The sequence below is a fragment of the Plantactinospora sp. GCM10030261 genome, from assembly GCF_042666615.1.
Classification (GTDB): Bacteria; Actinomycetota; Actinomycetes; order Mycobacteriales; family Micromonosporaceae; genus KBS50.
The window spans coordinates 243,658-265,828 of the sequence record NZ_JBHTDD010000006.1; the positions used below are offsets into that span (position 1 = coordinate 243,658).

General features: G+C 72.5%; 21 protein-coding genes. 12 read left to right on the forward strand and 9 right to left on the reverse strand.

Annotated features, from left to right (window positions below; all coding sequences use genetic code 11):
* Window positions 1-15: 15 nt before the first annotated feature.
* The 5 genes from ACFQUZ_RS10415 to ACFQUZ_RS10435 all read left to right on the forward strand — a co-directional run bounded on the left by ACFQUZ_RS10415 (window position 16) and on the right by ACFQUZ_RS10435 (window position 6,308).
* The gene (locus tag ACFQUZ_RS10415) at window positions 16-990 is read left to right on the forward strand and encodes a carbohydrate ABC transporter permease (protein ID WP_377440637.1); all 975 of its coding nucleotides are present in this window, start codon (window positions 16-18) and stop codon (window positions 988-990) included.
* Between the two features lie 28 nt (window positions 991-1,018).
* Complete coding sequence (locus ACFQUZ_RS10420; protein WP_377440639.1) at window positions 1,019-1,855, forward strand: carbohydrate ABC transporter permease; 837 nt, start codon at window positions 1,019-1,021, stop codon at window positions 1,853-1,855.
* The gene (locus tag ACFQUZ_RS10425) at window positions 1,852-4,395 is read left to right on the forward strand and encodes a hypothetical protein (RefSeq protein ID WP_377440641.1); all 2,544 of its coding nucleotides are present in this window, start codon (window positions 1,852-1,854) and stop codon (window positions 4,393-4,395) included. The genes ACFQUZ_RS10420 and ACFQUZ_RS10425 overlap by 4 nt, the downstream gene beginning before the upstream one ends.
* 4 nt (window positions 4,396-4,399) lie before the next feature.
* The gene (locus tag ACFQUZ_RS10430) at window positions 4,400-5,539 is read left to right on the forward strand and encodes a Gfo/Idh/MocA family protein (protein ID WP_377440643.1); all 1,140 of its coding nucleotides are present in this window, start codon (window positions 4,400-4,402) and stop codon (window positions 5,537-5,539) included.
* A 136-nt stretch (window positions 5,540-5,675) separates the two neighbouring features.
* Complete coding sequence (locus tag ACFQUZ_RS10435) at window positions 5,676-6,308, forward strand: copper resistance protein CopC (RefSeq protein WP_377440645.1); 633 nt, start codon at window positions 5,676-5,678, stop codon at window positions 6,306-6,308.
* 24 nt (window positions 6,309-6,332) lie between these two features.
* On the opposite strand, the gene ACFQUZ_RS10440 is transcribed toward ACFQUZ_RS10435, so the two are convergent.
* Complete coding sequence (locus ACFQUZ_RS10440; protein WP_377440647.1) at window positions 6,333-7,436, reverse strand: GDSL-type esterase/lipase family protein; 1,104 nt, start codon at window positions 7,434-7,436, stop codon at window positions 6,333-6,335.
* Between the two features lie 55 nt (window positions 7,437-7,491).
* Complete coding sequence (locus ACFQUZ_RS10445; protein WP_377440649.1) at window positions 7,492-8,409, reverse strand: NADP-dependent oxidoreductase; 918 nt, start codon at window positions 8,407-8,409, stop codon at window positions 7,492-7,494.
* 118 nt (window positions 8,410-8,527) lie between these two features.
* Between ACFQUZ_RS10445 and ACFQUZ_RS10450 the strand changes: the two genes are divergently transcribed.
* On the forward strand, window positions 8,528-8,971 hold the full coding sequence (locus ACFQUZ_RS10450) for a winged helix-turn-helix transcriptional regulator (RefSeq protein ID WP_377440651.1): 444 nt from the start codon (window positions 8,528-8,530) through the stop codon (window positions 8,969-8,971).
* Here the strand turns inward: ACFQUZ_RS10450 and ACFQUZ_RS10455 are convergent.
* From ACFQUZ_RS10455 to ACFQUZ_RS10485, 7 genes are all read right to left on the reverse strand, one after another.
* On the reverse strand, window positions 8,950-9,603 hold the full coding sequence (locus tag ACFQUZ_RS10455) for a DUF402 domain-containing protein (RefSeq protein WP_377440653.1): 654 nt from the start codon (window positions 9,601-9,603) through the stop codon (window positions 8,950-8,952). The genes ACFQUZ_RS10450 and ACFQUZ_RS10455 overlap by 22 nt on opposite strands.
* The gene (locus tag ACFQUZ_RS10460; RefSeq protein ID WP_377440655.1) at window positions 9,590-9,766 is read right to left on the reverse strand and encodes a hypothetical protein; all 177 of its coding nucleotides are present in this window, start codon (window positions 9,764-9,766) and stop codon (window positions 9,590-9,592) included. Before ACFQUZ_RS10460 ends, ACFQUZ_RS10455 begins: the two co-directional genes overlap by 14 nt.
* A gap of 49 nt (window positions 9,767-9,815) precedes the next feature.
* Window positions 9,816-10,271, reverse strand: coding sequence for a pyridoxamine 5'-phosphate oxidase family protein (locus tag ACFQUZ_RS10465; RefSeq protein WP_377440657.1), 456 nt, complete (start codon window positions 10,269-10,271; stop codon window positions 9,816-9,818).
* 142 nt (window positions 10,272-10,413) lie between these two features.
* Entirely contained in the window at window positions 10,414-11,463 is a 1,050-nt protein-coding gene (locus ACFQUZ_RS10470; RefSeq protein ID WP_377440659.1) for a glycoside hydrolase family 172 protein, read from the reverse strand.
* 92 nt (window positions 11,464-11,555) lie between these two features.
* On the reverse strand, window positions 11,556-13,019 hold the full coding sequence (locus ACFQUZ_RS10475) for an aldehyde dehydrogenase (NADP(+)) (protein ID WP_377440661.1): 1,464 nt from the start codon (window positions 13,017-13,019) through the stop codon (window positions 11,556-11,558).
* Between the two features lie 19 nt (window positions 13,020-13,038).
* Window positions 13,039-14,286 (reverse strand): fumarylacetoacetate hydrolase family protein, encoded by a 1,248-nt coding sequence (locus ACFQUZ_RS10480; protein WP_377440663.1) that lies wholly within the window; start codon window positions 14,284-14,286, stop codon window positions 13,039-13,041.
* Between the two features lie 214 nt (window positions 14,287-14,500).
* Window positions 14,501-15,526 carry a LacI family DNA-binding transcriptional regulator gene (locus ACFQUZ_RS10485; protein WP_377440665.1) on the reverse strand — a complete coding sequence of 342 codons (1,026 nt, stop codon included), beginning with the start codon at window positions 15,524-15,526 and terminating at the stop codon, window positions 14,501-14,503.
* Window positions 15,527-15,699: 173 nt separating this feature from the next.
* Here ACFQUZ_RS10485 and ACFQUZ_RS10490 point away from each other — a divergent pair, with 173 nt between their 5' ends.
* From ACFQUZ_RS10490 to ACFQUZ_RS10515, 6 genes are read left to right on the forward strand one after another with little or no spacing between them, the layout of a single operon-like run.
* On the forward strand, window positions 15,700-16,485 hold the full coding sequence (locus ACFQUZ_RS10490) for an SDR family NAD(P)-dependent oxidoreductase (RefSeq protein ID WP_377440667.1): 786 nt from the start codon (window positions 15,700-15,702) through the stop codon (window positions 16,483-16,485).
* A gap of 1 nt (window position 16,486) precedes the next feature.
* On the forward strand, window positions 16,487-17,707 hold the full coding sequence (locus tag ACFQUZ_RS10495; RefSeq protein WP_377440669.1) for a CaiB/BaiF CoA transferase family protein: 1,221 nt from the start codon (window positions 16,487-16,489) through the stop codon (window positions 17,705-17,707).
* A complete protein-coding gene (locus tag ACFQUZ_RS10500) occupies window positions 17,704-18,546 on the forward strand; it encodes an enoyl-CoA hydratase/isomerase family protein (protein WP_377440671.1) in 843 nt (280 codons plus the stop codon). Before ACFQUZ_RS10495 ends, ACFQUZ_RS10500 begins: the two co-directional genes overlap by 4 nt.
* 10 nt (window positions 18,547-18,556) lie before the next feature.
* Window positions 18,557-19,411, forward strand: a complete 855-nt coding sequence (locus ACFQUZ_RS10505; RefSeq protein WP_377440673.1) for an SMP-30/gluconolactonase/LRE family protein — start codon at window positions 18,557-18,559, stop codon at window positions 19,409-19,411.
* Complete coding sequence (locus ACFQUZ_RS10510; RefSeq protein ID WP_377440675.1) at window positions 19,408-20,607, forward strand: ABC transporter substrate-binding protein; 1,200 nt, start codon at window positions 19,408-19,410, stop codon at window positions 20,605-20,607. The genes ACFQUZ_RS10505 and ACFQUZ_RS10510 overlap by 4 nt, the downstream gene beginning before the upstream one ends.
* Complete coding sequence (locus ACFQUZ_RS10515) at window positions 20,604-22,142, forward strand: class I adenylate-forming enzyme family protein (RefSeq protein ID WP_377440677.1); 1,539 nt, start codon at window positions 20,604-20,606, stop codon at window positions 22,140-22,142. The genes ACFQUZ_RS10510 and ACFQUZ_RS10515 overlap by 4 nt, the downstream gene beginning before the upstream one ends.
* Window positions 22,143-22,171: the final 29 nt, after the last annotated feature.

The following is a 22,171-nucleotide window of genomic DNA, read 5'->3' on the forward strand; positions in this document are numbered from 1 at the left end:
GCGAGGACCCTTCTCATGGCACTGGCTCGAACCGCCCCGGCGCGGCGCACCCGCGCCGGGGCGCCACCCACCGAGGCGCGGCTGCGGTGGGCTGTCACCCATCTGCTGGGCCGGCTGTCGCTGCCCCGCCGGGTGTGGCTGCTCGCCGCCGTCCTGATCGCGCCCGCCCTGCTGGTGCGCCTGTTCACCTCGATCTATCCGTTCCTGTCCACCGTCTGGTTGAGCCTGACCGACGACAGCGCGTACACCGCCGAGCCGGCGTTCATCGGTCTCGGCAACTACGCCGATCTGCTGGGCGACTCGACAGTCCGCGGCGCGCTGCTGTTCACGATCGTCTTCGCCGGGGTGTCCACCGTGCTGGAGCTGGTTCTCGGCTTCGCCCTGGCGCTGCTGCTCAACGCCACGTTCCGGCTGCGCGGCGCCGCCCGGGCGGTGGCGCTCATCCCGTGGGCGATCCCCGCGGTGGTGTCGGCGCTGGGCTTCCGGTTCATCTTCTCCGAGGGGTTCGGCATCGTGCCGCACCTGCTCGGTTTCGTCGGAGTGGACATCGACTGGCTGACGAACCCGGTGGCGGCGAAGATCGCGGTCATCCTGGCCAACGTGTGGCGCTCGGTGCCGTTCGTGGCGTTCGTGATCCTGGCCGGGCTGCAGGGCGTGCCGGGTGAGCTGTACCAGGCCGCGAAGGTGGACGGCGCCGGCTGGCTGCGCACCCTGTGGTCGGTGGTGGTGCCGCTGGTGACGCCGCTGCTGATCACGATGGGGGTGTTCATGGTGATCTTCCAGTTGGGCACCTTCGACACCGTCCTCGGCATGACCGGCGGCGGGCCCGGCAGCGCCACCCAGGTCGCGCCGTACCTGGCGTACCAGGAGGCGTTCATCGGTCTCCAGTACGGGCGGGCCTCGGCCATCGCCATGCTGCTGTTCCTGATCGTGCTGGCCGTCGGGGTGCTGGCGCTGCGGTCGTTCCGTCGCTCGGAGGTGGAGCTGTGACGTTCCGTCGCACGGAGGTGGCGCTGTGATGCGCCGACTGGCCGCCCGGGGCGGTCCGTACGCGGGATTCGCGCTGTTCGCGGTGGTGTTCGGGCTGCCGGTCTACTGGATCCTGCTGTCCGCGTTCCTGCCGGCCGACCAGTTGCTGTCCGAGCCGCCGACCTACTTCACGACCCGGCCGACCGGGGAGACGGTGCAGCGCACCAGCGAGCAGGTGCCCATCTGGACGTACGCCCTGAACTCCGCCCTCTACGCGGTCGGTTCGGCGCTGCTCGCGGTGGCCCTGGCGTTCTTCGCCGCGTACGCCTTCGCCCGGCTGCGGTTCCGCGGCGGCAACCTGACCATGCTGGTGTTGCTGCTGACCATGGCGTTGCCGCAGATCGCCACCACGATCCCGCTGTTCCAGCTCTACAACAGCCTCGGGTTGGTCGACACCATGCACGGGCTGATCCTGTTGCAGGCCAGCCTCATGATCCCGATGACGGTGTGGTTGATGGTGTCGTTCGTCAAGCAGATCCCCCGCGAGTTGGAGGAGGCCGCGCACGTCGACGGAACCAACTTCGCCCAGATGCTGTACGTGGTGATCTGGCCGCTGCTGAAGCCGGCCCTGGTCACCCTCTTCCTGGTCAACCTGATCATGGCGTGGAACGAGCTGTTCTATCCGCTGGTGTTCAGCAACTCGGTGGACACTCGGACGCTGACCATCGGGCTGATCCAACTCACCCAGGTCAACAGCGGTGCGGCCAGCCGGCCGTGGGACCTGATGAGCACCCTGTCGGTGTTCATGATCGTGCCGATCATCCTGCTGGTGGTGTTCGGGCAACGCCGGATCATCGCCGGCCTGACCGCGGGAGCCGGCAAGTGAGCGAGCACGACAACGACAACGGGAGCGGGCAGGTGGATCGGCCGGTCTGGTACACGTTCGGCAACCACTTCCATTGGGTGGACATGCAGTGGCTGTGGGGCTACGGCGTGCTCGGCGCCTCGGTGCGCGACATGCTGGCCTTCTCCGCCGCCACCGGCGCCCGCGGCAACCTCAACTTCGACGGCGTCGGGTACGAACGGATGGCCGCCGAGGAACCCGAGGCGCTGGCCCTGCTGCGGGAGGCGGTGGCCGACGGCCGGATCGAGATCGTCGGAGCCAGCTACGGTCAGCCGTACCCGCTGTTCCACCACGGCGAGTCCGCGGTCCGGCAGCTCACCTACGGGGTGCGCGCGGTGCGGCGGCTGCTCGGGGTGCGGCCGCGCACCTTCTGGGAGGAGGAGTTCGCGTTCTTCCCCCAGTTGCCGCAGCTGCTGACCGACGTCGGCTACCGGTACGCGTCACTGTTCTTCCAGTGGACCTGGCACACCCCACACGTGCCCGAGGAGGACCTGCCGGCGGTGTGGTGGGAGGGGGTGGACGGCAGCCGTGTCCTGACCTCCCCGCGCGGGCCGCTGAACCTGCACCAGTGGCCGGAGGACTTCGCCGCCCTGCAGGCCCATCCGCTGCTGACGACATCACCCGCGCCGGTCATCCAGCAGTGGCTGGAACTGCTCCCGTCCCCGGACTGGATGTGCCGCTCCGAGCTGCTGCTCGACGGCATGAAGGAACTGCTGTCCACCCCCGGACTGGACGTCCGGTTCGGCACCCTCTCGGAGGTGCTGGACGCGGTGCGTCCGCACGCCGAGGTACGCCGGTACACGATGGACGACGTCTTCCACGGGATGAGCCTCGGCAAGAACGGCGACCTGGGGCACCGGCGCAGCCGGGAGACCGAGCAGACGCTGCTGGCCGCCGAAGGGTTGTCCGTGCTGGCCGGCCGCGTCGGTCGCCCGTACCCGCACTGGGACGTGTATCCGGTGTGGGAGTTGGAGGAGGGGTGGCGGGAGCTGCTCGCCTTCCAGCACCACGACAACGACGAGTGTGAGGGGCTGTGCGGGCACGTCGGCTACGCCGGCCTGGACCGGGGCCACGCGCTGGCCCGCGAGGTGCTGGACCGCACCGTCGCGCACCTGGCCGGCCGGACCGCCGGGCCCGCCGGCCGGACGGTCGCGGTCAACCCGCTGGGCTGGTCCCGGACGGCGGCCGTCGCCGGCCGGCTGGTCGACCTGCCGGCGCTCGGCTACGTGGTGCTCACCGGTGACGAGCCGGCGGTGCCATTGGTGAGCGTCGAGGAGGCTGCGCCGGCCGCCGCGGGCACGACGCCCGCCAACAGGGACATCGCGCCCGGCGCCAGGGACGGCGCGTGCGTCGGCGAGGCGGCTGGCGGCGTGGTCACGCTGCGCCGGGGCGACTTCCGGGTGACCGTCGACCCGCGGCGGGGGGTGGTCACCTCGATCGGCGGGGTCGGCTGCGGCCCCGCCGGCCTCGCCGGGCTGCGCTGCGAACGCGACGGCGTCGAGCAGCGGTACGAGCCGGTGTCGGTGCGGGTCGACGGTGACCGGGTGGCGGTCCTTACCCGCTCACCCGCCGGGGACGAGGTGCGCCTGACCGTCGCGCTCGCCCCGGACCTCGACGCGGTGGACCTGTCGTTCGACGCCGACGCGCTGGCCCCGCCGGACGGGCGGCACCACGCCGCGCTCATGACGCTCGTCGAACCGGACCTCGACGTGACGACGGTGCTGCACGACACCCCGTACGCGGTCACCCCGGTCACCGGCCGCGGCCGGCACTCCCGCAAGTACCCGACCGGTGACTGGATGACCTCACCCCAGGTGTTCGAGGAGATCCGGGATCCGCTGACCGGGCTGCAACTGGTCGACCTGACCGACGGCACCGGCGCCGGTGTGCTCTGGCTGCACGATGGCAGCCAGGGCTTCCTGCGGGCCGAGCGGGGCGTGTGGAACGTGCTGTCGATGCGCGACCCGTGGGACGAGGACCGGTACGTCCGGCAACTGCACGCCCGGGTGCGGGTGCTGCCGCACACCGGGCTGGACCACGCCACCCGGTGGCGGTTGGCGCAGGAGTTCACCCGGCCGGCCGTCGCCGCCACCACCGACCGGGTCGGCGGTGACCTGCCGGCGACGCTGTCCCTGCTGCGGCTGGACGGTTGTCCCGGTGCCGCCGTCACCGCCGTGTACCGGGAGACCGGGTACGCCGGGACCGGGCTGCCCGAGCACGCCAGCGCCACGCTGGACCGGCCGGTGCTGGTGCGGCTTGTCGAGTTCACCGGCGACCCCGGAACCGCCGAGCTGACCTGCGACGGCACGGTCCGCCACGGCTGGCGCGCCAGCGCCCTCGGGGAGCTGCGCGAACCGCTGCCCGTGACGACGGACGGCGGGCGGTCCCGGATCACCGTGGAGCTGCGCGGACACGAGATCGCCACGGTTGTGCTCGACCTCGCCGAGGCCGCCAAGCAGTCCCGTGACCTGGACTCCCACCGCGAGGTGTGGGCCACCGTCCACCGCACCGAACAGGAGTGAGTCGATGAGCTACTTCCCCCGGGTCGCCCGCGGCGTCCACTCGTACCCGATGGACGAGTCGGTGCCCGAGGCCGACCGGCTCGGCCTCGGTGTGGTCGGCCTGCACGAGGGCCGCACGGCGCTGCTGGCCGCGTACCGGACCCGTAACGTGCGGGCGGTGGCCGGCTGCGACCTCGACCCGGCCGTGCTGGCCGAGGTCGGTGCCGACGTGCCGGGCGTCGCCCTGACGTCCTCGTACGCCGACCTGCTGGCCCGCGACGACGTGCGGATCGTGGGTGTGTACACCCCCGATCATCTGCACGCCGAGCACATCATCGCCGCGTTCGAGGCCGGCAAGGACGTGGTGTGCACCAAGCCGGTGGTCAACGATCTCGCGGCGGCCCGGCAGGTGCTGGCGGTGGCCCAGCGGACCGGGCGGCGGCTGCTGGTCGGCCAGTCGACCCGGTTCTTCGAGTCGTTCCGGCGGCAGCGGGCCGCGTACGAGCGGGGCGAGGTCGGCGACGTCGAGGTGGTGGAGGCGCACTACACGCACCGGATGGACTGGTACTACGACCGGGCGCCGTGGATCGTCGACGGCACCGACTGGGTGTACCTGGGCATGAGTCACCCGCTGGACCTGCTGCGCTGGTACCTCGGCCCGATCGAGTCGGTGTCCGCGGTGGGCTCCCGCTCCGCGTTGGCCCGGCGGCACGGCCTGGCGTCGTACGACGTCTACTCGGTGAACGCGATGACCGCCGACGGCCGGCTGGGTCGGGCGTTCGGCCACTACGGCATGCACGAGCTGGCGCGGGCGCGGAACTCGATCGAGTGCCTGCTGTACGGGTCGGCCGGCACCTCGATGGCGCAGTACCACGACATGCGGTACGTGCACACGGCCGACGACGGCACCGAGATCGTCGAGGACATGCTGTACGAGTACCGGCACTACCACTTCAACAACGAGGTGCACGGCATGCACTACGGCGAGTTCGCGAACTATCTCCAGTATTTCGCGGACGCGTTGGCCACGGATTCCGACTACTCCCCCGGCCTGGCGGAGGGCATCGAGACGTTCTGCCTGATGGCGGCGGTCCGGGAGTCGGCGCGGGCCGGCGGCCGGCCGGTGGAACTGGCCGGCCTGCTGGACCAGGTAGGCCTGACCTGACCCCGAGTGACCGTGTGGATCGTGGATTTCCGCTGCCCCTGGGGCACCAGAAATCCACGATCCACAGTCTTCAGCCACTGCTGGGGGCGGTACGGGAGGGGCAGCGCGATCGATCCCGATGGCGGATGATCTAGCGATGTTGTCGCCGTGCATCGTCCGCCGCGCTCGCCGTCGGCTCGTTCCCCTCGTCGGCCTGCTGGCCGCCGCCGCTGCGCTGCTCGCCGGGCCGCTGGCGACGCCAGCCTTGGCCGAACCCGTGGTCCTGCAGACCGTCCCCGAGGCCGACACCACCGTCACCGAGCCGGTCGACGACGTGATCATCAGCATCAACCAGCAGATAGAGCGCGGTCGCAACGAGAAGGTCGAGGTCATCGGAACCGACGGGACGACCTATCAGGAGGGACGACCGCGGGTGCTTGGCGGGATCAACCTCTCCCAGAAGACCAGGGAGTTGCCGCCCGGCGACTATCGAGTCACCTGGACAGCCGTCCTCGCCGGTGGCGAGGTGGGCAGGGGTGAGTTCTCGTTCACCGTGGCGGTGCCTGAGGACGACGAGGCGGCCGCGGACAGTCCGGGCACCGAGGTGGCGGCCGGGGCCGGCCCGCCGCCGCCCGGCTCCTCGTACGATGCGGGGAACGCCGGGGTCTGGCTCGTGCTGGCGCTGATCGGCCTCGGGTCCCTGAGCCTGTCCGTGCTGCTGTTCCGCCGACGCCTCAAGCGTGAGATGGAGCTGCCGAGCTACAACCCGTATCCGCACGACCCCTGGTGACCGGCCCTTCCCGCGGCGGCCTGGCTACTGGCCCAGGAACCTCAGGTCCACGGCGTCGGCCATCGCCTGGGCGCCCTTGTCGTTGAGGTGCATCCCGTCGCCGCTGTCCAGGTCGGGATGGATGTGGTCGGGGGCGTCGGGATTCTCGACGGCCCGTGCCACGTCCACCACGGCGTCGACCGTGTCGGTGGTGCGGATCCAGTGGTTCACCTCGCGCCGGGTGGCGAGCCCCTCGGGGGTGCTGACGCCGGGATAGGCGGCCCCGGCGAAGGGTCCGATGGTCGAGAGGAGGATCTTCAGACCGGCCTGGTGTGCCCGATGAGCCAGGGCACTGAATCCCTCGATCAGGGCGCCCGGCGTCACGGCGGGCTCGCCGAGCATTCCGGGCAGACCGAGGTCGTTGATGCCGAAGTGCACAAGCACGTGGGTCAGACCGGGGATCGGGCGGATGTCCCGGTCGAACCGCGCCAGCGCGTGCTCCCCGATCCCGTCGCTGAGCAGACGGTTCCCGGCGATGCCCTGGTTGACGACCCATCCCCGGCCCAGGCGCCGGTTGAGCAAATCCACGGAACGGTTGTTCGCGCCGGGTGTGGTGCCGACCCCTTCGAACCACGAGTCGCCGAACGCGACGGCGACCGGGATGTCGTCCGGGACGACGACGTCGACCCCGGTGACGTAGAACCGGGCCTGCACCGGCTCGCTGTCCGGCCAGGTCCGAGCGGTGACATGGTTGCCGGCCACCACGTGGGCGGTCTCCATGGGCTGGTGGGAATAGGTGGCGAGACCGGTCTCCCCCGGAAGGTAGAGGCTGAGGACCAGGTCGGAGCCGGCGACGACGGGCAGGTCGATCGGATCGGAGACGGCCTCCTCCCCCGGTGCGATGGTGAAGGTCTCGGCGCCGTCGACGGTGAGGACCGCCCGCCGGTGGGTGGTGGCGACCGCCGCCGCGTCGACGGTCAACGGGGTGCGACCGTAGCGGTTCGTCAGCAGTACCCGGATCTGTTCTCCTCCGCCGGCCATGTGCAGCACCTGACGCACCGTCTGGTCGGTGAATCCGCGCGGCTCGTTGTACTGGATCGGCTCGTAGGGGCTGATGACGGCGGTACGGAACCCGGCTACCCAGGTCATGCTCACTCCGTTCGGTGACGTGCTGGACGTTGGCTGAACTGCGGGGGTCGGCGGATCAGGGCTTGAGCACGTAGCGACCGCGTACCCCACCCTTGGCCACCGCGCGGTGCGCGTCGGCGACGGACTCCAACGGCACGACCGCGTGCACCCGGGCCGGCAGACCGCCGGAGGCCGTTACGGCGAGCAGGTCGCCCAGTCGGGGGCCGTCGGGGTGGGTTTCCACCGCCGCCACGGTGACTCCGCGTTCCGGGGCCGGCGTGGCGGCCGGACGGACTCCGACGAACCGCCCGCCGTCGCGGACCAGGGCGAGACCCCGCTCCTGCAGGGTGGCTCCGTCGGCGACGGCGTCCCAGCCCGGCTCGGGGTCCGCCGTGAAGTCGGCGCCCAGGCTCCGGACGAACTCCTCGTCCTCGGTCCTGGCAAGGCCGGTCACCCGCCAGCCCCGGTCCTGCGCCAGCACGGCCACGTACCCGCCGACCGCGCCGGCCGCGCCGGTCACCAACAGCCGGTCGCGGCCGGCCGACGGGCCGCCGAGCAGGTCGACGATCTGGGCGGCGGCCAGCCCGTTGAGCGGCACGGTCGACGCGGTGACCAGGTCCAGCCCGTCAGGGACGACCGCCAGCCCGGTCACCGGCACGACGACCTGTTCGGCGTAGGTGCCGTGGTCGCGGTCGAAGCCGGCCACCATGCCGGCGACCCGGGTGCCGACGGCCAGGTCCACGCCCGGTCCGGCGACGGCGACGGTGCCGGCGAAGTCCCAGCCGAGTCCCGTGTACTCCGGCTGGTTGATCAGCCCCATGGCATGGAAGAAGCCCTGGGCGACCGCGATGTCGACGGGGTTGACCGGGGCGGCGGCGATCGCGACGCGGACCTCGCCGGGGCCGGGCTGGGCGACCGGGACGTCGATGATCTCGATCGGGTCGGGCGCGCCGGGGGTACGCACGACGGCGGTGCGGAAGGTGGGGGTGCTCATGGTTCGCTCCTCGCAGGGGTGCTCGGCCTGTGCCACCCACCACGATGGATGCGCTACTCTCCAGTGGGAAGTAGGCACCTGAAGGTGCGTAGGGCACCCACGGGTAAAAGGAGCGGCGATGCCGACAGCCACGGCTGCCCAGAAACGGGCCCAGGCGAAGCGTGACTACGACGCGTTCCTGGCCGAATGTCCCAGCCGCCAGTTGCTCGACCGGATCTCCGACAAGTGGGTCGCGTTGATCCTGGCCGCGCTCGGCAGCGACGGTCCGCAGCGGCCGGGCGCCGACGGCGACGGCGCGCCGAGAGCGATGCGGTACTCCGAATTGTCCCGCCGACTGGCCGGGGTGAGCCAGAAGATGCTCACCCAGACGCTGCGGTCGCTCGAACGCGACGGGTTGGTCACCCGCACCGTACGGCCCACCGTGCCGGCGACGGTCACCTATCGGCTGACCGACCTCGGTCTCTCACTGCACCAGGTGATCCGGGGCATCAAGGAATGGGCCGAGGCGCACATGGACGAGGTGTTCGCCAACCGCGACAGCTACGACGCCCGCGCCGACTGATCGTCGGTCAGCCGGACGACCGCGGCGGGCAGTTGAGGCCGCGCCCAGGTCGGGTCCGGCGCGACGTCACACCAGGTGCCGTCGAACGGGAAGCGCCCGGCCTCGATGGCGGCGACCGCCCGCTGTCCCTCGGCACGGATCTCCGCCGCCTGCTCGGCATCCCAGAACCCCGCTATGCCGGTGCACCTGGCGAAGTCGTCCTCGTCCTTCCACCGCCAGGTCCGGTCCGGCTCGACGACGATGTCCAGGTGGTGGTCCACGACCTCGATGCCGTCGGTACGCCGCACGAACGGGGTCTCCAGGTTGACGTACCAGCCGTCGAAGGAACCGCCGGAGAAGAACCACCAGACCGAATGCGCGGCCCCCGGCGGATGCAGCAGCAGGACGTCATAGTCCGTCCACCGGCGTAGCGCCAACGGAACCGCGCCGTACGCCTCGATGGTGGGCGCGCCGCGCAGCGCCCCACCATCGGGGTTGATCCGGTACGCGAAGTCGGCGCCTTCTGGCAGCCACAGCACCAGGCCGGATTCGTCGTCGGCCACGACCCGGGTGGCCTGCGCCCAGGTCAGGTGCGGCCCGCGAACGTACCGTCGAACGATCTCCTGCCCCGGTGGGAACCTAGTCGTCGTCACCGTCGTCACCGTCGTCGTCGCCGTCGTCACCCTGTTCGCCGCCGGGACATCCGGTGAGGCTCAGCAGCCCGGCCGCGGCGCCGACCGCCAGCAGCGCCCGGCCGAAGAGGGCGCGCCGACCCATCGCGGTGCCGGTCTTCTGGTCTTCAGTCGAGTCGTCCATCCCCGCATTCTGCGGTATCGGGGGAAGGCCGGGAAGCCTCCGGCGACCCTCAAACCAGCCAGCGACCGTCCCGCATCAGATCCCGGCCGGCGATCTCGTCCACCTCCCGCCACGCCTGGATCCGGCGCGGGGTCACCAGGAAGAACACGTACCGGGGACCACCACCTCGCGGGTCCCACGCCTGCTTCGCGGCGAAGGCGTCGGCCAGCCTGGTCGGGACGGTGTCGAGGGTGTGGGTCTCGACGGTGCCGTCCACGAGCACCACGTCGCGGGTCAGGCCGATCGCCAGTCGGGCCCGTCCCGAGGACCGGAGGTTGCGGCCGGTGGGGGTGGACCCGTCGGTCGCGAGCGTGAATGTCGTGCCGTCCCACAGGAACGACAACGGCACGAGGTGGGCGTTGCCGTCCCGGTCCGCCGAGGCCACCCAGGCGTCGAGGTCCTGGTCGAAGCGGGCGAGGGTGTCGCGCTTGCGTTGCTGGGGGCTGCGCGGCTGCTCGGTCGTCATGTGGGCTCTCCCTGGTTCGTTCCATCGGCGTCCTGCCGGCGGCGCACTCAAGGATCGGTGTTCAACCGGGCTTGAACTCAAGCGGCACGGGCCAGTGCCGGCCGGCTGCCCGGTGCCGGCCGGCCGGCTCCGGGCAGCCCGCTCAGATCACTTCGAGGTGGTCGGGGTCGAAGGTGACCGGCCGCCCGGCCGGGTTGTCCAGGTACCACCAGGCGGTGGAGGCGATGTCGTCACGCAGCGGCAGGTAGCGGCCGCCGGACCGCCAGCCGAGCGCCTGCACGGTGACCCGGATGTCCTCGGCGAAGCGGATCGGGTCGGGCAGGTGCCAGCGGTACATGCCGAACCGCTGCTGGCTGCGGTACAGCCCGTCCGGGCGCAGCACCTGCGGCATGCCGAGGTACGGCGTGCTGTAGGCGGTGTAGCCCAGACCCGGGACGTCGAAGTTCCAGGCGCCGCCGAAATAGTCCTCGGTGCCGGTGCCGCAGATCGTCGGCAGCTCGTCGTCCCCGTCGAGGTAGACCTTGAGTTCGCCTTCGCCCCACCAGCCGGAACTGTTGACGCCCCAGGCGAGGTAGGTGCCGACGTAGTGACCAGCGCCGGTCACCCCGTCGAGGATGACGTGCGGTCGCCGGTCCGGTAGCGGGTTGCTGCGCCGCCAGGTGGCGTGCAGGTACGCCACGTCCGCGGCGACCTCGGTCAGCTCGTAGTCGATCTGGTAGAACAGCAGCGCCGGTTCGGTTCCGAGGTTCTCGATGGTGAGCCGGGCCCGGCGCCGGTAAGGCATCTCCCAGTAGGAGTTCAGCCCGCCGTACGGGTTCACGGCCACCGGTATCGAGCTGACCTGGGCGAACTCGCCCCACCCCTGGCAGAAGAAGTCGCCGAGCGGCACGGCGACCGCCGGTTCGGTGGCGTCGTCCCAGTGGCAGCGCAGGATCAGCGAGCGCCAGTGCCGGGGATGGGTGGTGCACCACAGGTGGCGGATCACGCCGGGTCCGGTGAGGTCGGCCAGCACGTGCGTCGTTCCGGCGGCCACCTCGACGCTCGGGGACACCTTCCATCCCGGGCCGAGGTCCACGGCGGCGGCGGCGCCGGTGCCCTCGGTGGCCGCCGCACCGGCGCCCTTGGCGCCCGTGGGGTTCTCCGGGCTGACCGAGCGGGTCCGCCCGCCGGTCAACCGGGACATGCCGATCATCTGTCCCACCTTTCCGCGGCGTGTTTCGCCGGCGTGCCGGCAGCCGTTCCGACCGTAAGGCGCCGACGGCCTCGCACCCGGCGAGCCGACCGTCAGGGTTGCGGGCGCCCGTCGACCAGTCGCGGTCCCGGCGCCCGCTCACGCAACTCCGGTGGCAGCGCTCCGTCCGGCACGTTCTGGAAGGCGACCGGCCGCAGGAAGCGGGCGACCGCCGCCGTTCCCACCGACGTCGTGGCGGGGGCGGTGGAGGCCGGGTACGGGCCGCCGTGGTGCTGCGCGTCGGAGACCGTGACGCCGGTGGGCCAGTCGTTCCACAGCACCCGCCCGGCGTGTTCGGCGAGCAGTGGCACCAGCGCCAGGGCCAGGGCGTCGTCGTCGGATCCGGCCTGCACGGTGGCGGTCAGGTGCCCGCGCAGCGCGGCCACCATGTCGTGCACCTCGGTGGTCGAGGCGTATTCGACGAGCAGGGTGGCCGGCCCGAAGCACTCCCGCTCCAGGATGTCCGGGTCGGCCAGCACGGTGGCCGCGTCGGTGCGCAGCACCACCGGCGCCGGAACACCGGCGTCGGTGGGCTCACCACGCAGCGCGACCTCGATCCCGGGGGTGGCGGTCAGGTCGGCGAGGGCGGCGTGGAAGCCGTCGGTCAGTTCCGGGGTGAGCATCGGTCCGCTGGTGACGGCGGGCAGCGCGGCGATCAGGGCGGCCGCGTCGGGTACCAGCACGACGCCGGGCTTGGTGCAGAACTGCCCGGAGCCGAGGGTGAACGAGGTGGCCAACCCGTCGGCCACCGCCGCCGCGCGGCGACGCCAGGCGTCCGGGGTGACGACCACCGGGTTGGTGCTGCCCAATTCGCCGTAGAAGGGGATTGGTTCGTCCCGGGCGCAGGCCAGGTCGAACAGGCGCCGGCCGGCGCGTAGCGAGCCGGTGAACGCGACGGCGCGGATCCTCGGGTCGCGTACGGCCGTGGCGCCCTGCTCGACGCCTTCGATGAGCCCGAAGGTCCCGGCGGGGGCCCCGGACAGCGCCGCGTCGAGGAGTTCGGCGGTTCGGCGGGACAGGCGGGGATGGCCGGGGTGTGCCTTTACCACGACGGGGCAGCCGGCGGCGAGCGCGCTGGCGGTGTCGCCGCCGGCGACGCTGAAGGCGAACGGGAAGTTGCTGGCGGCGAAGACGAGCACGGGCCCGAGTGGGACGGTGGTGCGGCGAAGGTCCGGTCGGGGTCCCATGGGCCAGTCCGGGTCGGCGTGGTCGACCCGAACGTCGGTGAGCAGGCCCTGGCGCAGCCGGTCGGCCAGCAGCCGGGCCTGGAACGTGGTTCGGCGCAGTTCCGTGCGCAGCCGCGGCTCGGGCAGGTGGGTTTCGTCGCGGGCGATGTGCACCAGTTCGTCGGCGTGTGCGTCCAGGGTGCCGGCGATCGCGTCGAGTAGGGCGGCCCGCTCGTCGGGACCGGTGGCGGCGAGCGGGCGGGCGCTGGCGGCGCTCGCCGCCAGCACGGCGGTCAGCCGGTCAGCCGGCGTGCCGGCGGCGTCGGTGGTGGCGGGCGCGTCGGTGGACAACGGAACTCCGTTCGGTTGGTCAGGTCGTCGTCGCGGGGGCCGGTGCCGGGTCCGGCACCGCCGGTCTCGCCTGGTCCGACCGGTCCCGGACCGGTCCGGACGGCAGCAGTCCCCGGCCGGCGAGGTTGCGCATCAGGGCCCGGACGCCGAACGTCCAGTCCGGAGCCGCTTCGGCGGTGTTGACCACGTTGACGAGGGTGCCGAGCCGTGGGCTCGAGATGCTGACGATGTCGCCGGGGTGGTGGGTGAAGCCCTGACCGGGAGCGTCCCGGTCGGTGGTCGGGGCAAACATGGTGCCCGTGAACAGCACGAACCCGTCCGGGTAGCGGTGGTGCGGGCCGTGGGCGTGGGCGATGAGGTCCCGGGGGTGCCGGCTGATCTCAGCTACCGAACTGGTGGCGTCGAGGCGGTAGCCGTCCGGGCCGTCGACCCGCAGGCTGATCTCGGTCGTGCAGGCGTCGTCGAGGCCGAATCGGTCGTCGAACAGCCGCAGGAACGGGCCGACCGCGCAGGACGCGTTGTTGTCCTTGGCCTCGGTCAGCAGCAGTGCGCTGCGTCCTTCGAAGTCGCGGAGGTTGACGTCGTTGCCGAGGGTGGCGCCGACGGGGCGGCCGGTCGAGGTGACCGCGAGGACGAGTTCGGGTTCGGGGTTGTTCCAGACCGAGCGGGCCAGCACCCCGATCTCGGCGCCGGTGCCCACCGCCGAGAGCACGGGTGCCTTTGTGAAGATCTCCGGGTCGGGGCCGATGCCCACCTCCAGGTACTGCGACCAGAGGCCCTCGGCCTGCAGCACCTGTTTGACCCGGGTCGCCTCGGCCGATCCGGGTCGGACCTGGATCGCGCCGCCGAGCAGTCCGGTCAGGGTGGCGCGCAGGGCCTCGGCGCGGCCGGGGTCCCCGGCCGCCCGTTCCTCCACCACCCGTTCCAGCATGCTGCGGGCGAAGGTGACGCCGGCCGCCTTGATGACCTGCAGGTCGATCGGGGTGAGCAGGTGCGCCGTGTCGGTGCGTCGAGCGAGGGTGTCGCGCAGCAGGTCGGCCAGCGGCCATTGCCGGCTGCCGGGCGCGGAGCGGACGATCTCGACGGCGTCGGGCCGGTCCAGCAGGTCGGCGACGGTGGGTTCGAGGTGGCTCAGGTCCACCACCGTGTCGCCGCGAACCGCCGCCACGCAGGGCCCGCCGGCCTCGGGCGCGAACACCCGGGCGACCAGGGTCGCCTGGGTGGCGTCGTGGGGTGGCACCTGCGCGGCGTACGGGATGCGGTCCATGCCGGCCTTCCTCGGGGGGTGCGGTGTCGACCAGCCGGTCGGAACCCGAATTGGTCTAACGTTTTACCACGGTATCGTGGGCCGGGTCGGCCTTGTCAAGGGTCGGCCTTGTCAAGGGACGGGCGGGCCCGACACCCGGGACGCTTACCGCGCGACCTGGACGATGTCCGTCTGCACCGGCGGTGCCGAGGCGATGGGCGCGCCCCGGTGAGCGTCACCGCCGCCCGGCGGGGGCGTGCACGGTCGAGCCGCGGTGCACCAGTTCCGGTGGCGGCTCGGTCACCACGTCCTGCCGGGCCGGCTGGCCGTCGACCCGGTCCAGCAGCAACCGGACGGCGCGCCGGCCGAGTTCACGCAGCGGCGACCGGACCACGGTCAGCGGCGGCGTGACGTGCTCGGCGAACCAGGCGTCGTGGTGGGCGATCACCGAGATGTCCTCGGGGACGCGCAGTCCGGCGTGCCGGATGGCGGTCAACGCGCCGACGGCGGCGACCAGGGTGCCGACCACCACCGCGGACGGCCGTCGGACGGTGGCCAGCAGTTCCGTCATCGCCCGGTAGCCGGTCTCCGGCCGGGCACCGCCCACGGCGACCAGGTCGGACCGGGGTTCCAGGCCGGCGTGCCGCATGGCCTGGTCCCAGCCGGCGTGCCGGTCCGCCGAGCGGGAGGTGGGTCCGCCGATGTCGATGCTGGCGATCTCGGTGTGGCCGAGCGCGATGAGGTGGGCGGTGGCCACCCGGCCGGCCCGCGTGTCGTCAAGCGCCACCCCGGCCAGCGGGGGCTCGACCCGTTCGTTGACGACCACGAAGGGCAGCTCGGCCAGCCGCAGGCCGGCCAGGAGGGCGTCGTCACCGGGCTGCCCGTCGCGCTGGATGACCAGGCCGTCGATCGCGCCGGTGCCGGTCAGCCGGCGGAACGTCGCCGGGTCGACGGTCAGCGAATCCAGGTCGGCCACGACGAAGACGTGGTCGGCCCGGCCGGCCTCCTCCTCGGCGCCGCGGAAGATCTCGCCGTACACGGGGCTGGTCGGGTCCCGCATGGCCATGCCAAGGGCGCCGGTGCGGGCCCGTCGCAACGCCCGGGCGGCCCGGTTCGGGGCGTATCCGAGTTCCGCGACGGAGGCCGCCACCCGGGCCTTCGTCTCGGGCCGCACCCGCAGCGTCGGGTCGCCGCTGAGCAGCCGCGACACGACCGACGGCGTGACGCCGGCGTGCCGAGCGACATCCTTGATGGTGGCCATCGTGCGATCCTCCTCCACGGCCCGACGTCGGCCGCCCCGTGAGCCTTCCGTCGCGCGCCGCCCGCGGCAACCGGCTGTTGACACCGACCTGGCCGCCCGACTATACAGAAAAACGTTTTATCAAGGTGGTCCGGTTCCGCAGCGGGTCCGCGACCACCGGACGAGGGGGCGCAGTGGGCAGGTTGACCGGAAAGGTGTGCGCGGTGACCGGGGCGGCCACCGGCATCGGGTACGCGATCGCCCGCCGGCTGGCGGCCGAGGGCGCCCACGTCGGAATCGCCGACATCGACAGCGACGGCGCGGCTCGGGTCGCGGCCGACCTCGGCGAGACCGGACCCGAGGCGTACGCCGCGCGGATCGACGTGTCCCGAGCCGACGAGGTGGACGGCTTCGTCACCGGCGTCGTCGACCGGTTCGGCCGCCTCGACGCCATCGTGAACAACGCCGGGGTGGCCATCGCGGGCAGCGCCGACGCGCTGTCCGAGGAGGACTGGGACCGGGTGGTGGCGGTCAACCTAAAGGGCGTCTGGCTGGGCATGAAGTACGCGATCCCGCACCTGCGGGCCGCCGGTGGCGGAGCGATCGTGAACATGGCAAGTGTCCAGGCCCTGGTGGGGTTTCCCGGGTGGGCCGGCTACGCCGCCACCAAGGGCGGCATCATCGGGCTGACCCAGCAGGCGGCCGTCGAGTACGGCACCGCCGGTATCCGGATCAACTGCCTGGCGCCGGGCACCATCATGACGCCGATGAACGAGCGGATCTTCCGCACCGCGGCCGATCCGGACGCGCTGATCGCCAACTGGAACGCCTCGCACGCGCTCGGCCGCTTCGGCCAGCCGGACGAGGTGGCGACCGCCGCCGCGTTCCTCGTCTCCGACGAGGCATCGTTCATCACCGGCACCTGCCTGCGGGTGGATGGTGGCCTCACGGTCCTCGGCCCCACCGGGGAGGCGGTCTGACATGGCCGACCCGCACCCGGCCGTCGACGCGGCCGGCACCCCCGCCGCGCCGCTGGCCCTGGACGGCATCCGGGTCCTCGACTTCACCCAGATGATGCTCGGGCCGTACGCGACGCAGGTGCTCGGTGACCTCGGCGCCGACGTCATCAAGGTCGAACGTCCGCGCGACGGCGAGTGGGAACGCGGTCTGACGTTCGGCGGTCGGCTGGTCGACGGCGACTCGCCGGCGTTCCTGGCGATGAACCGCAACAAGCGTTCGGTCGCGATCGACCTGAAGGCGCCCGGCGCCCGGGATGCCCTGCTGCGCGTCGGCGCCACCTGTGACGTGGTGGTGGAGAACTTCCGGCCCGGTGTGCTGGACCGGCTCGGCCTCGGCTACGACGACTTCCGGGCCGTACGGCCGGACATCGTCTACTGCTCCGGCTCGGGGTGGGGGCAGCGCACGCCGTCCGCGGCCCGCAACCGGCCCGGCCAGGACCTGCTCATCCAGGCCGCCTCCGGGCTGGCGTACAACGCCGGCACGGCGACCGACCCGCCGGTGGCCGCCGGCACCTCGATCTGCGACGCGACCGGGGCGCTGACGCTTGTCAACGGGATCCTCGCCGCGTTGCTGGCCCGGGCCCGGCACGGCATCGGCCAACGCGTCGAAGTCGATCTGTTCCACTCCACCATCGCCATCATGTGCCAGGAGATCTCCGCGATGGTTAACCTGGATCTGGAGGTATCCCGGTCGGCGGCCGGCGTCGCGCAGCCGTGGCTGGACGCACCGTTCGGCATCTACCGCACCGCCGACGGCTTCCTCGCCCTGTCGATGGGCGACCTGTCGCTGGTGGCCGAGGTCGTCGACGCGGACCTGGCCGGGCTGCACCCGTGGACCGACCGGGACGAGGTGAAGCGGCGGCTCGACCGGCGCACCCCGCAACGGACCACCGACCAGTGGTTGGACGTGCTGCTCGGCGCCGGGTTGTGGGCCGCCCCGGTGCGCACCATGCGGGAGGCCGTGGACGAGCTGCGGGCCGACGGATCACCGCTGGTCGTCACCACCGAGCACCCCAACGGCGAGGAGATCGAGCTGATCGGCTGCCCGATCACCCTGTCCGCGACTCCGTGGCGGCAGCGTCGCCGCCCACCCGCCGTCGGCGAGCACACCCGCGAGGTGCTCGGGGCCGTCCTCAACCCCGAGGAGTTGGCCGCTCTCGACGCCGCCGGGGCGCTGTCATGACCGGCGACCCGCGGCCCGGCGGCCACCAGGAAGCCGGAAGCAGCCACCGCGAGCAGAACCGGGTCCATGAGCATCTGGTCACGGAACGCGCCGGCGGGGTCGAGGTGCTGCGCGTCGACCGGCCGGCGGCGCTCGGCGCGTTGTCCCGGGGGATGCTGCTCGCACTGCGTGAGCACCTCACCGACCTGCACGCCGACGAGTCGGTGCGGGTGCTGATCGTCACCGGGACCGGCAAGGGTTTCATCGCCGGTGCCGACATCCGCGAGTACCACGGCGTCAGCCAGCGTGACTTCGACGCGTACCAGCGGCTCAGCCGCGCCGTGTTCGACGCGCTGGCGGCCCTGCCGCAGGTCACCATCGCGGCGGTGAACGGGTACGCGCTCGGCGGCGGCTTCGAGGTGGCGCTGAGCTGCGACCTCATCGTCGCCTCCGATCGGGCGAGATTCGGCCTTCCCGAGATCAACCTCGGGTTGCTGCCCGGCGGTGGTGGCACCCAGCGGCTGGCCCGGGCCGCCGGGGTCCGGTTCGCCACCGAGGCGGTGCTCACCGGGCGGTTCTATCCCGCGCGGAAGCTACACGACCGGGGCGTGGTCAACGAGGTGCACTCCCCCGACGAGTTGCTGCCGCGTACCCGGGAACTGGCCGCCACCATCGCGGCCAAGGCGCCGGTCGCGGTCCGCGCGGCCAAGCGGCTGGTCGCCGACGGCGCGCGGATGCCGCTCGACGTGGGCCTCACCGTCGAGCAGCAGGTGCTCTCCGGCCTGTACGCGACGGCCGACGCCGCCGAGGGCGTGGCGGCCTTTCTGGACAAACGGCAACCGACGTTCACCGGACGATGAGGGGACGGCGATGACAGGACAGGCGCCGGCGCGGGTGTGGTGCGACGGTCAGCTGACCGAGCCACGACTGTCGCACCCGGAGGGGGTCGCCGTCGCCCCCGACGGCTCGGTCTGGTGCGGTGGCGAACTGGGGCAGATCTACCGGATATCGCCCGATGGTGACCACCGTGAGGTGGTGGCCAGCACCGACGGATTCTGCCTCGGCATGGCCTTCGACACCGCCGGCGACCTGTTCGTCTGCGACCTCAAGCATGCCGCGGTGTTCCGGCTCACCATGGCCACCGGACACCTCGAACTGTTCGCCGACGGCGTGCCCGGGCACCGGTTCCGGGTGCCCAACTATCCGGCGTTCGACAAGCAGGGCCGGCTGTACGTGTCGGACAGCTGGGACATGGAGGTCGCCGGCCCCGGCATCGTGCGGCTACTCCCGGACGGGACCGGCGACCTGTGGCACGCCGGGCCGTTCCGGTTCGCCAACGGGTTGGCCTTCAACCCGGACTGCACCCGGCTGTACGTGGCCGAGATGTTCCGCAACGCGGTGGTAGAGATCGAGGTCCGGCCCGACGGGTCGGCCGGGACGCGCCGCGACGTGGCGGTGCTGCCCGGCGCGCTGCCGGACGGGCTCGCGGTCGGCGTCGACGGGTCGATCTACGTCGGCTGCTACCAGCCGAGCCAGGTGCTGCGGATCACCCCCGATCAGGTGGTGGAGGTGGTGGCCCACGACCCGACCGCGCACCTGCTGGCCCATCCGACGAACGTCGCGTTCCACGGCGATGCCCTGCTCACCGCGAACCTCGGCCGGTGGCACCTGACCCGGATCGACGTCGGCGCCCGGGGCGTCCCGCTGCCACCGGTGCCACGATGAGCGCGCTGGTGGGCATGACCTGGAACCATCCGCGCGGGGTGGCACCGCTGCTGGCCGCGACCCGGCGGACCGCCGCCGAGCATCCGGGTCGCACGATCCGCTGGGAGGCCCGGTCGCTGCGCGAGTTCGAGGACGTTCCGGTGGCGGAGTTGGCCGCCCGCTACGACCTGATCGCCGTCGACCATCCGTTCGTCGGTCAGGCGGCGGCGTCCGGGGCCGTGGTGCCGCTCGACGAGGTGCTGCCCGCCGAGGTCCTGGCCGACCTGCGGGAGGCCAGCGTCGGGCCGAGCTTCCGTAGCTACACCTGGCAGGACCGGCAGTGGGCGCTGCCGATGGACGCGGCCGCGCAGGTCAGCGCGTACCGGCCGGACCTGCTGTCCGGTCCCCCGCCGGCGAGTTGGGACGAGGTGATCGAGCTGCTGACCGCGCTGCCGAATCGGAGCGCGGCGCGGCTGCCGGCGAGCCCGACCCACCTGTGGGCGAGTTTCCTGACCCTCTGCCACCAGCACGCGGCCCGCACGGACGCGACGCTGGTGCGGCCCCGGCCCGACGGCCGTCCCGGCTGGTGGACCGACGCCGGCGTCCGGACCGAGGTCGCGGTGCCCGCCATCGGCACCTTGTACCGGCTGCTCGACCTGGTGGATCCGGTGTCGCTGACCCAGGACCCGATCACCACACTGGACGCCATGGCGGCCGGCGCCCCGGTCCGGTACGTGCCGTTGACGTTCGGCTACTCGAACTACGCCCGGGACGACCACGCCCGGCACCTGGTCCGGTTCGCCGACGCGCCCAGCGCGACCGGCAACCCGGACGGCAGCATGCTGGGCGGGGTCGGGCTGGCCATCTCGGCCCGCTGCCGTGACCTGCCGACCGCGGCCCGGTTCGCCGCCCTCGTCCTGGCCGCCGACTTCCAGCGTGGCGACTACCTGCGCTCGGGTGGCCAACCCGGACACCGCGCCGCGTGGACCGATCCGGCCGCCAACGACCTCACCCACGATTTCTTCCGCGCCACCCTGTCCACGGTGGACAACGCGTTCGTCCGCGCCCGGGACGTCGGCTACCCCGCCCACCAGCGCGATGGTGGGGAGTTGCTGCACGCCCTGGTCCGGCGGCGGGAGCCCGCCGCGACCATCGTGGCCGAGTTGGCCGACCGGTGGATCCGCCGGGCCGGCGCCGGGCCGGCCGGCGACCGATGACCACCCTGGCGGAGCTGACCCGCCGGGTCCATCACCGGCACGCCCACCGGCCCGCCGTGTACGACGGCACCCGCTGGCACAGCTTCGCCGAGCTCGGTGCGGCGGCCCGGCGGACCGCACATCGGCTGCTGCGGCACGGTCTGCTGCCCGGTGACCGGGTCGTGGTGGCGCTGGCGAACCGGCCGGAGTCGCTCATCCTCGACCATGCGCTGTTCCTGTCGGGGCTGGTGCGGGTGGCGGTGTCGAGCCGGCTGCACGGGCGGGAGATCGCCACTATCGCCTGTGACTGCGCAGCGGCCGTGGTGCTGTGTGAGGAGTCGGCCGCCGAACCGGTCCGGGCATCCGGTACGGGTTTGGTGGTCACCGCGCGGGACCTGGCGGACCTGGTCGGTCCCGGCGTACCGGACGACCATCCGGCCGTGCCGGAGCCCGTCGAGGACGACGTCGCGGCCCTGATGTACACCTCGGGCAGCACCGGCGAGCCGAAGGGGGCGATCGTCACCCATCGGGGTTGGCTGGCGATGCTCCGCGGGTTCTGGGCCGACCTTCCGCCGCTGGGGCCCGGAGATGTCGTGCTGCACGCCGCGCCGATGAGCCATCTCGGCGGCTCGGTCGGTTCGGCCGTCACGTTCCGCGGTGGTGCCGCCGTACCCGTGGGCCGGGCCGATCCGGCGACGATCCTCGCGGCGGTCGCCCGGCACCGGGTCACGGTGCTGCCGGCGGTGCCGACCATCCTGACGGCACTGACCGCGACGGCCGCCGCCGGCGACCCGGACCTCAGCGGCCTGCGGGCGGTGGTGTACGGGGGCGCGGCCATCTCGGCGCCCGCCGCCGCCCGCGCGTACGACGTGTTCGGTGACACGCTCTATCAGTGTTATGGCCTCAGTGAGGCGTTGGCGCCGGTGACGGTGCTCGGTGCCGCCGACCACCGGCCGGGCGGATCCGAGGGCGCGGTGCCTGACCGGTTGGCCTCGGCCGGGCGGCCGACGGCGGAGGTGGAGGTACGGGTCACCGACGTCACCGGCCGGCCGGTGACGCCCGGCGGCACCGGCGAGGTACGCATCCGTGGCGACTGTGTGATGCCCGGATACTGGCGGCGGCCGGAGGCGAGCGCCGCCGTGTTCGACGACGACGGATGGTTCCGCTCTGGCGACATCGGCCGGTTCGACGCCGACGGCTACCTGCATCTGGTCGACCGGACCGGTGACGTCATCGTCACCGGCGGGTTCAACGTGTATCCGTCCGAGGTGGAACGGGCCATCGCCGAGCTGCCCGCGGTGCGGGACGTGGTCGTGTTCGGCGTACCGCATGACCGGTGGGGGGAGGCGGTGGCCGCGGTGGTGGCGGTCGAGCCGGAGCGGACCCTCTCCCCGGAGGAGGTGGTGGCCGCCTGCCGGGAACGGTTGGCCAGCTACAAGAAGCCGCTGCACATCGAGATCACGTCGGCGTTGCCGACCGCGAGCACGGGCAAGACGGCTCGGCGTGCGGTCCGGGACCGGTACTGGGCCGGGTTCGCCCGCCGGGTCGGCGGGTGATCGCCGACCCGGGGCGAGCGGTGGTCGGT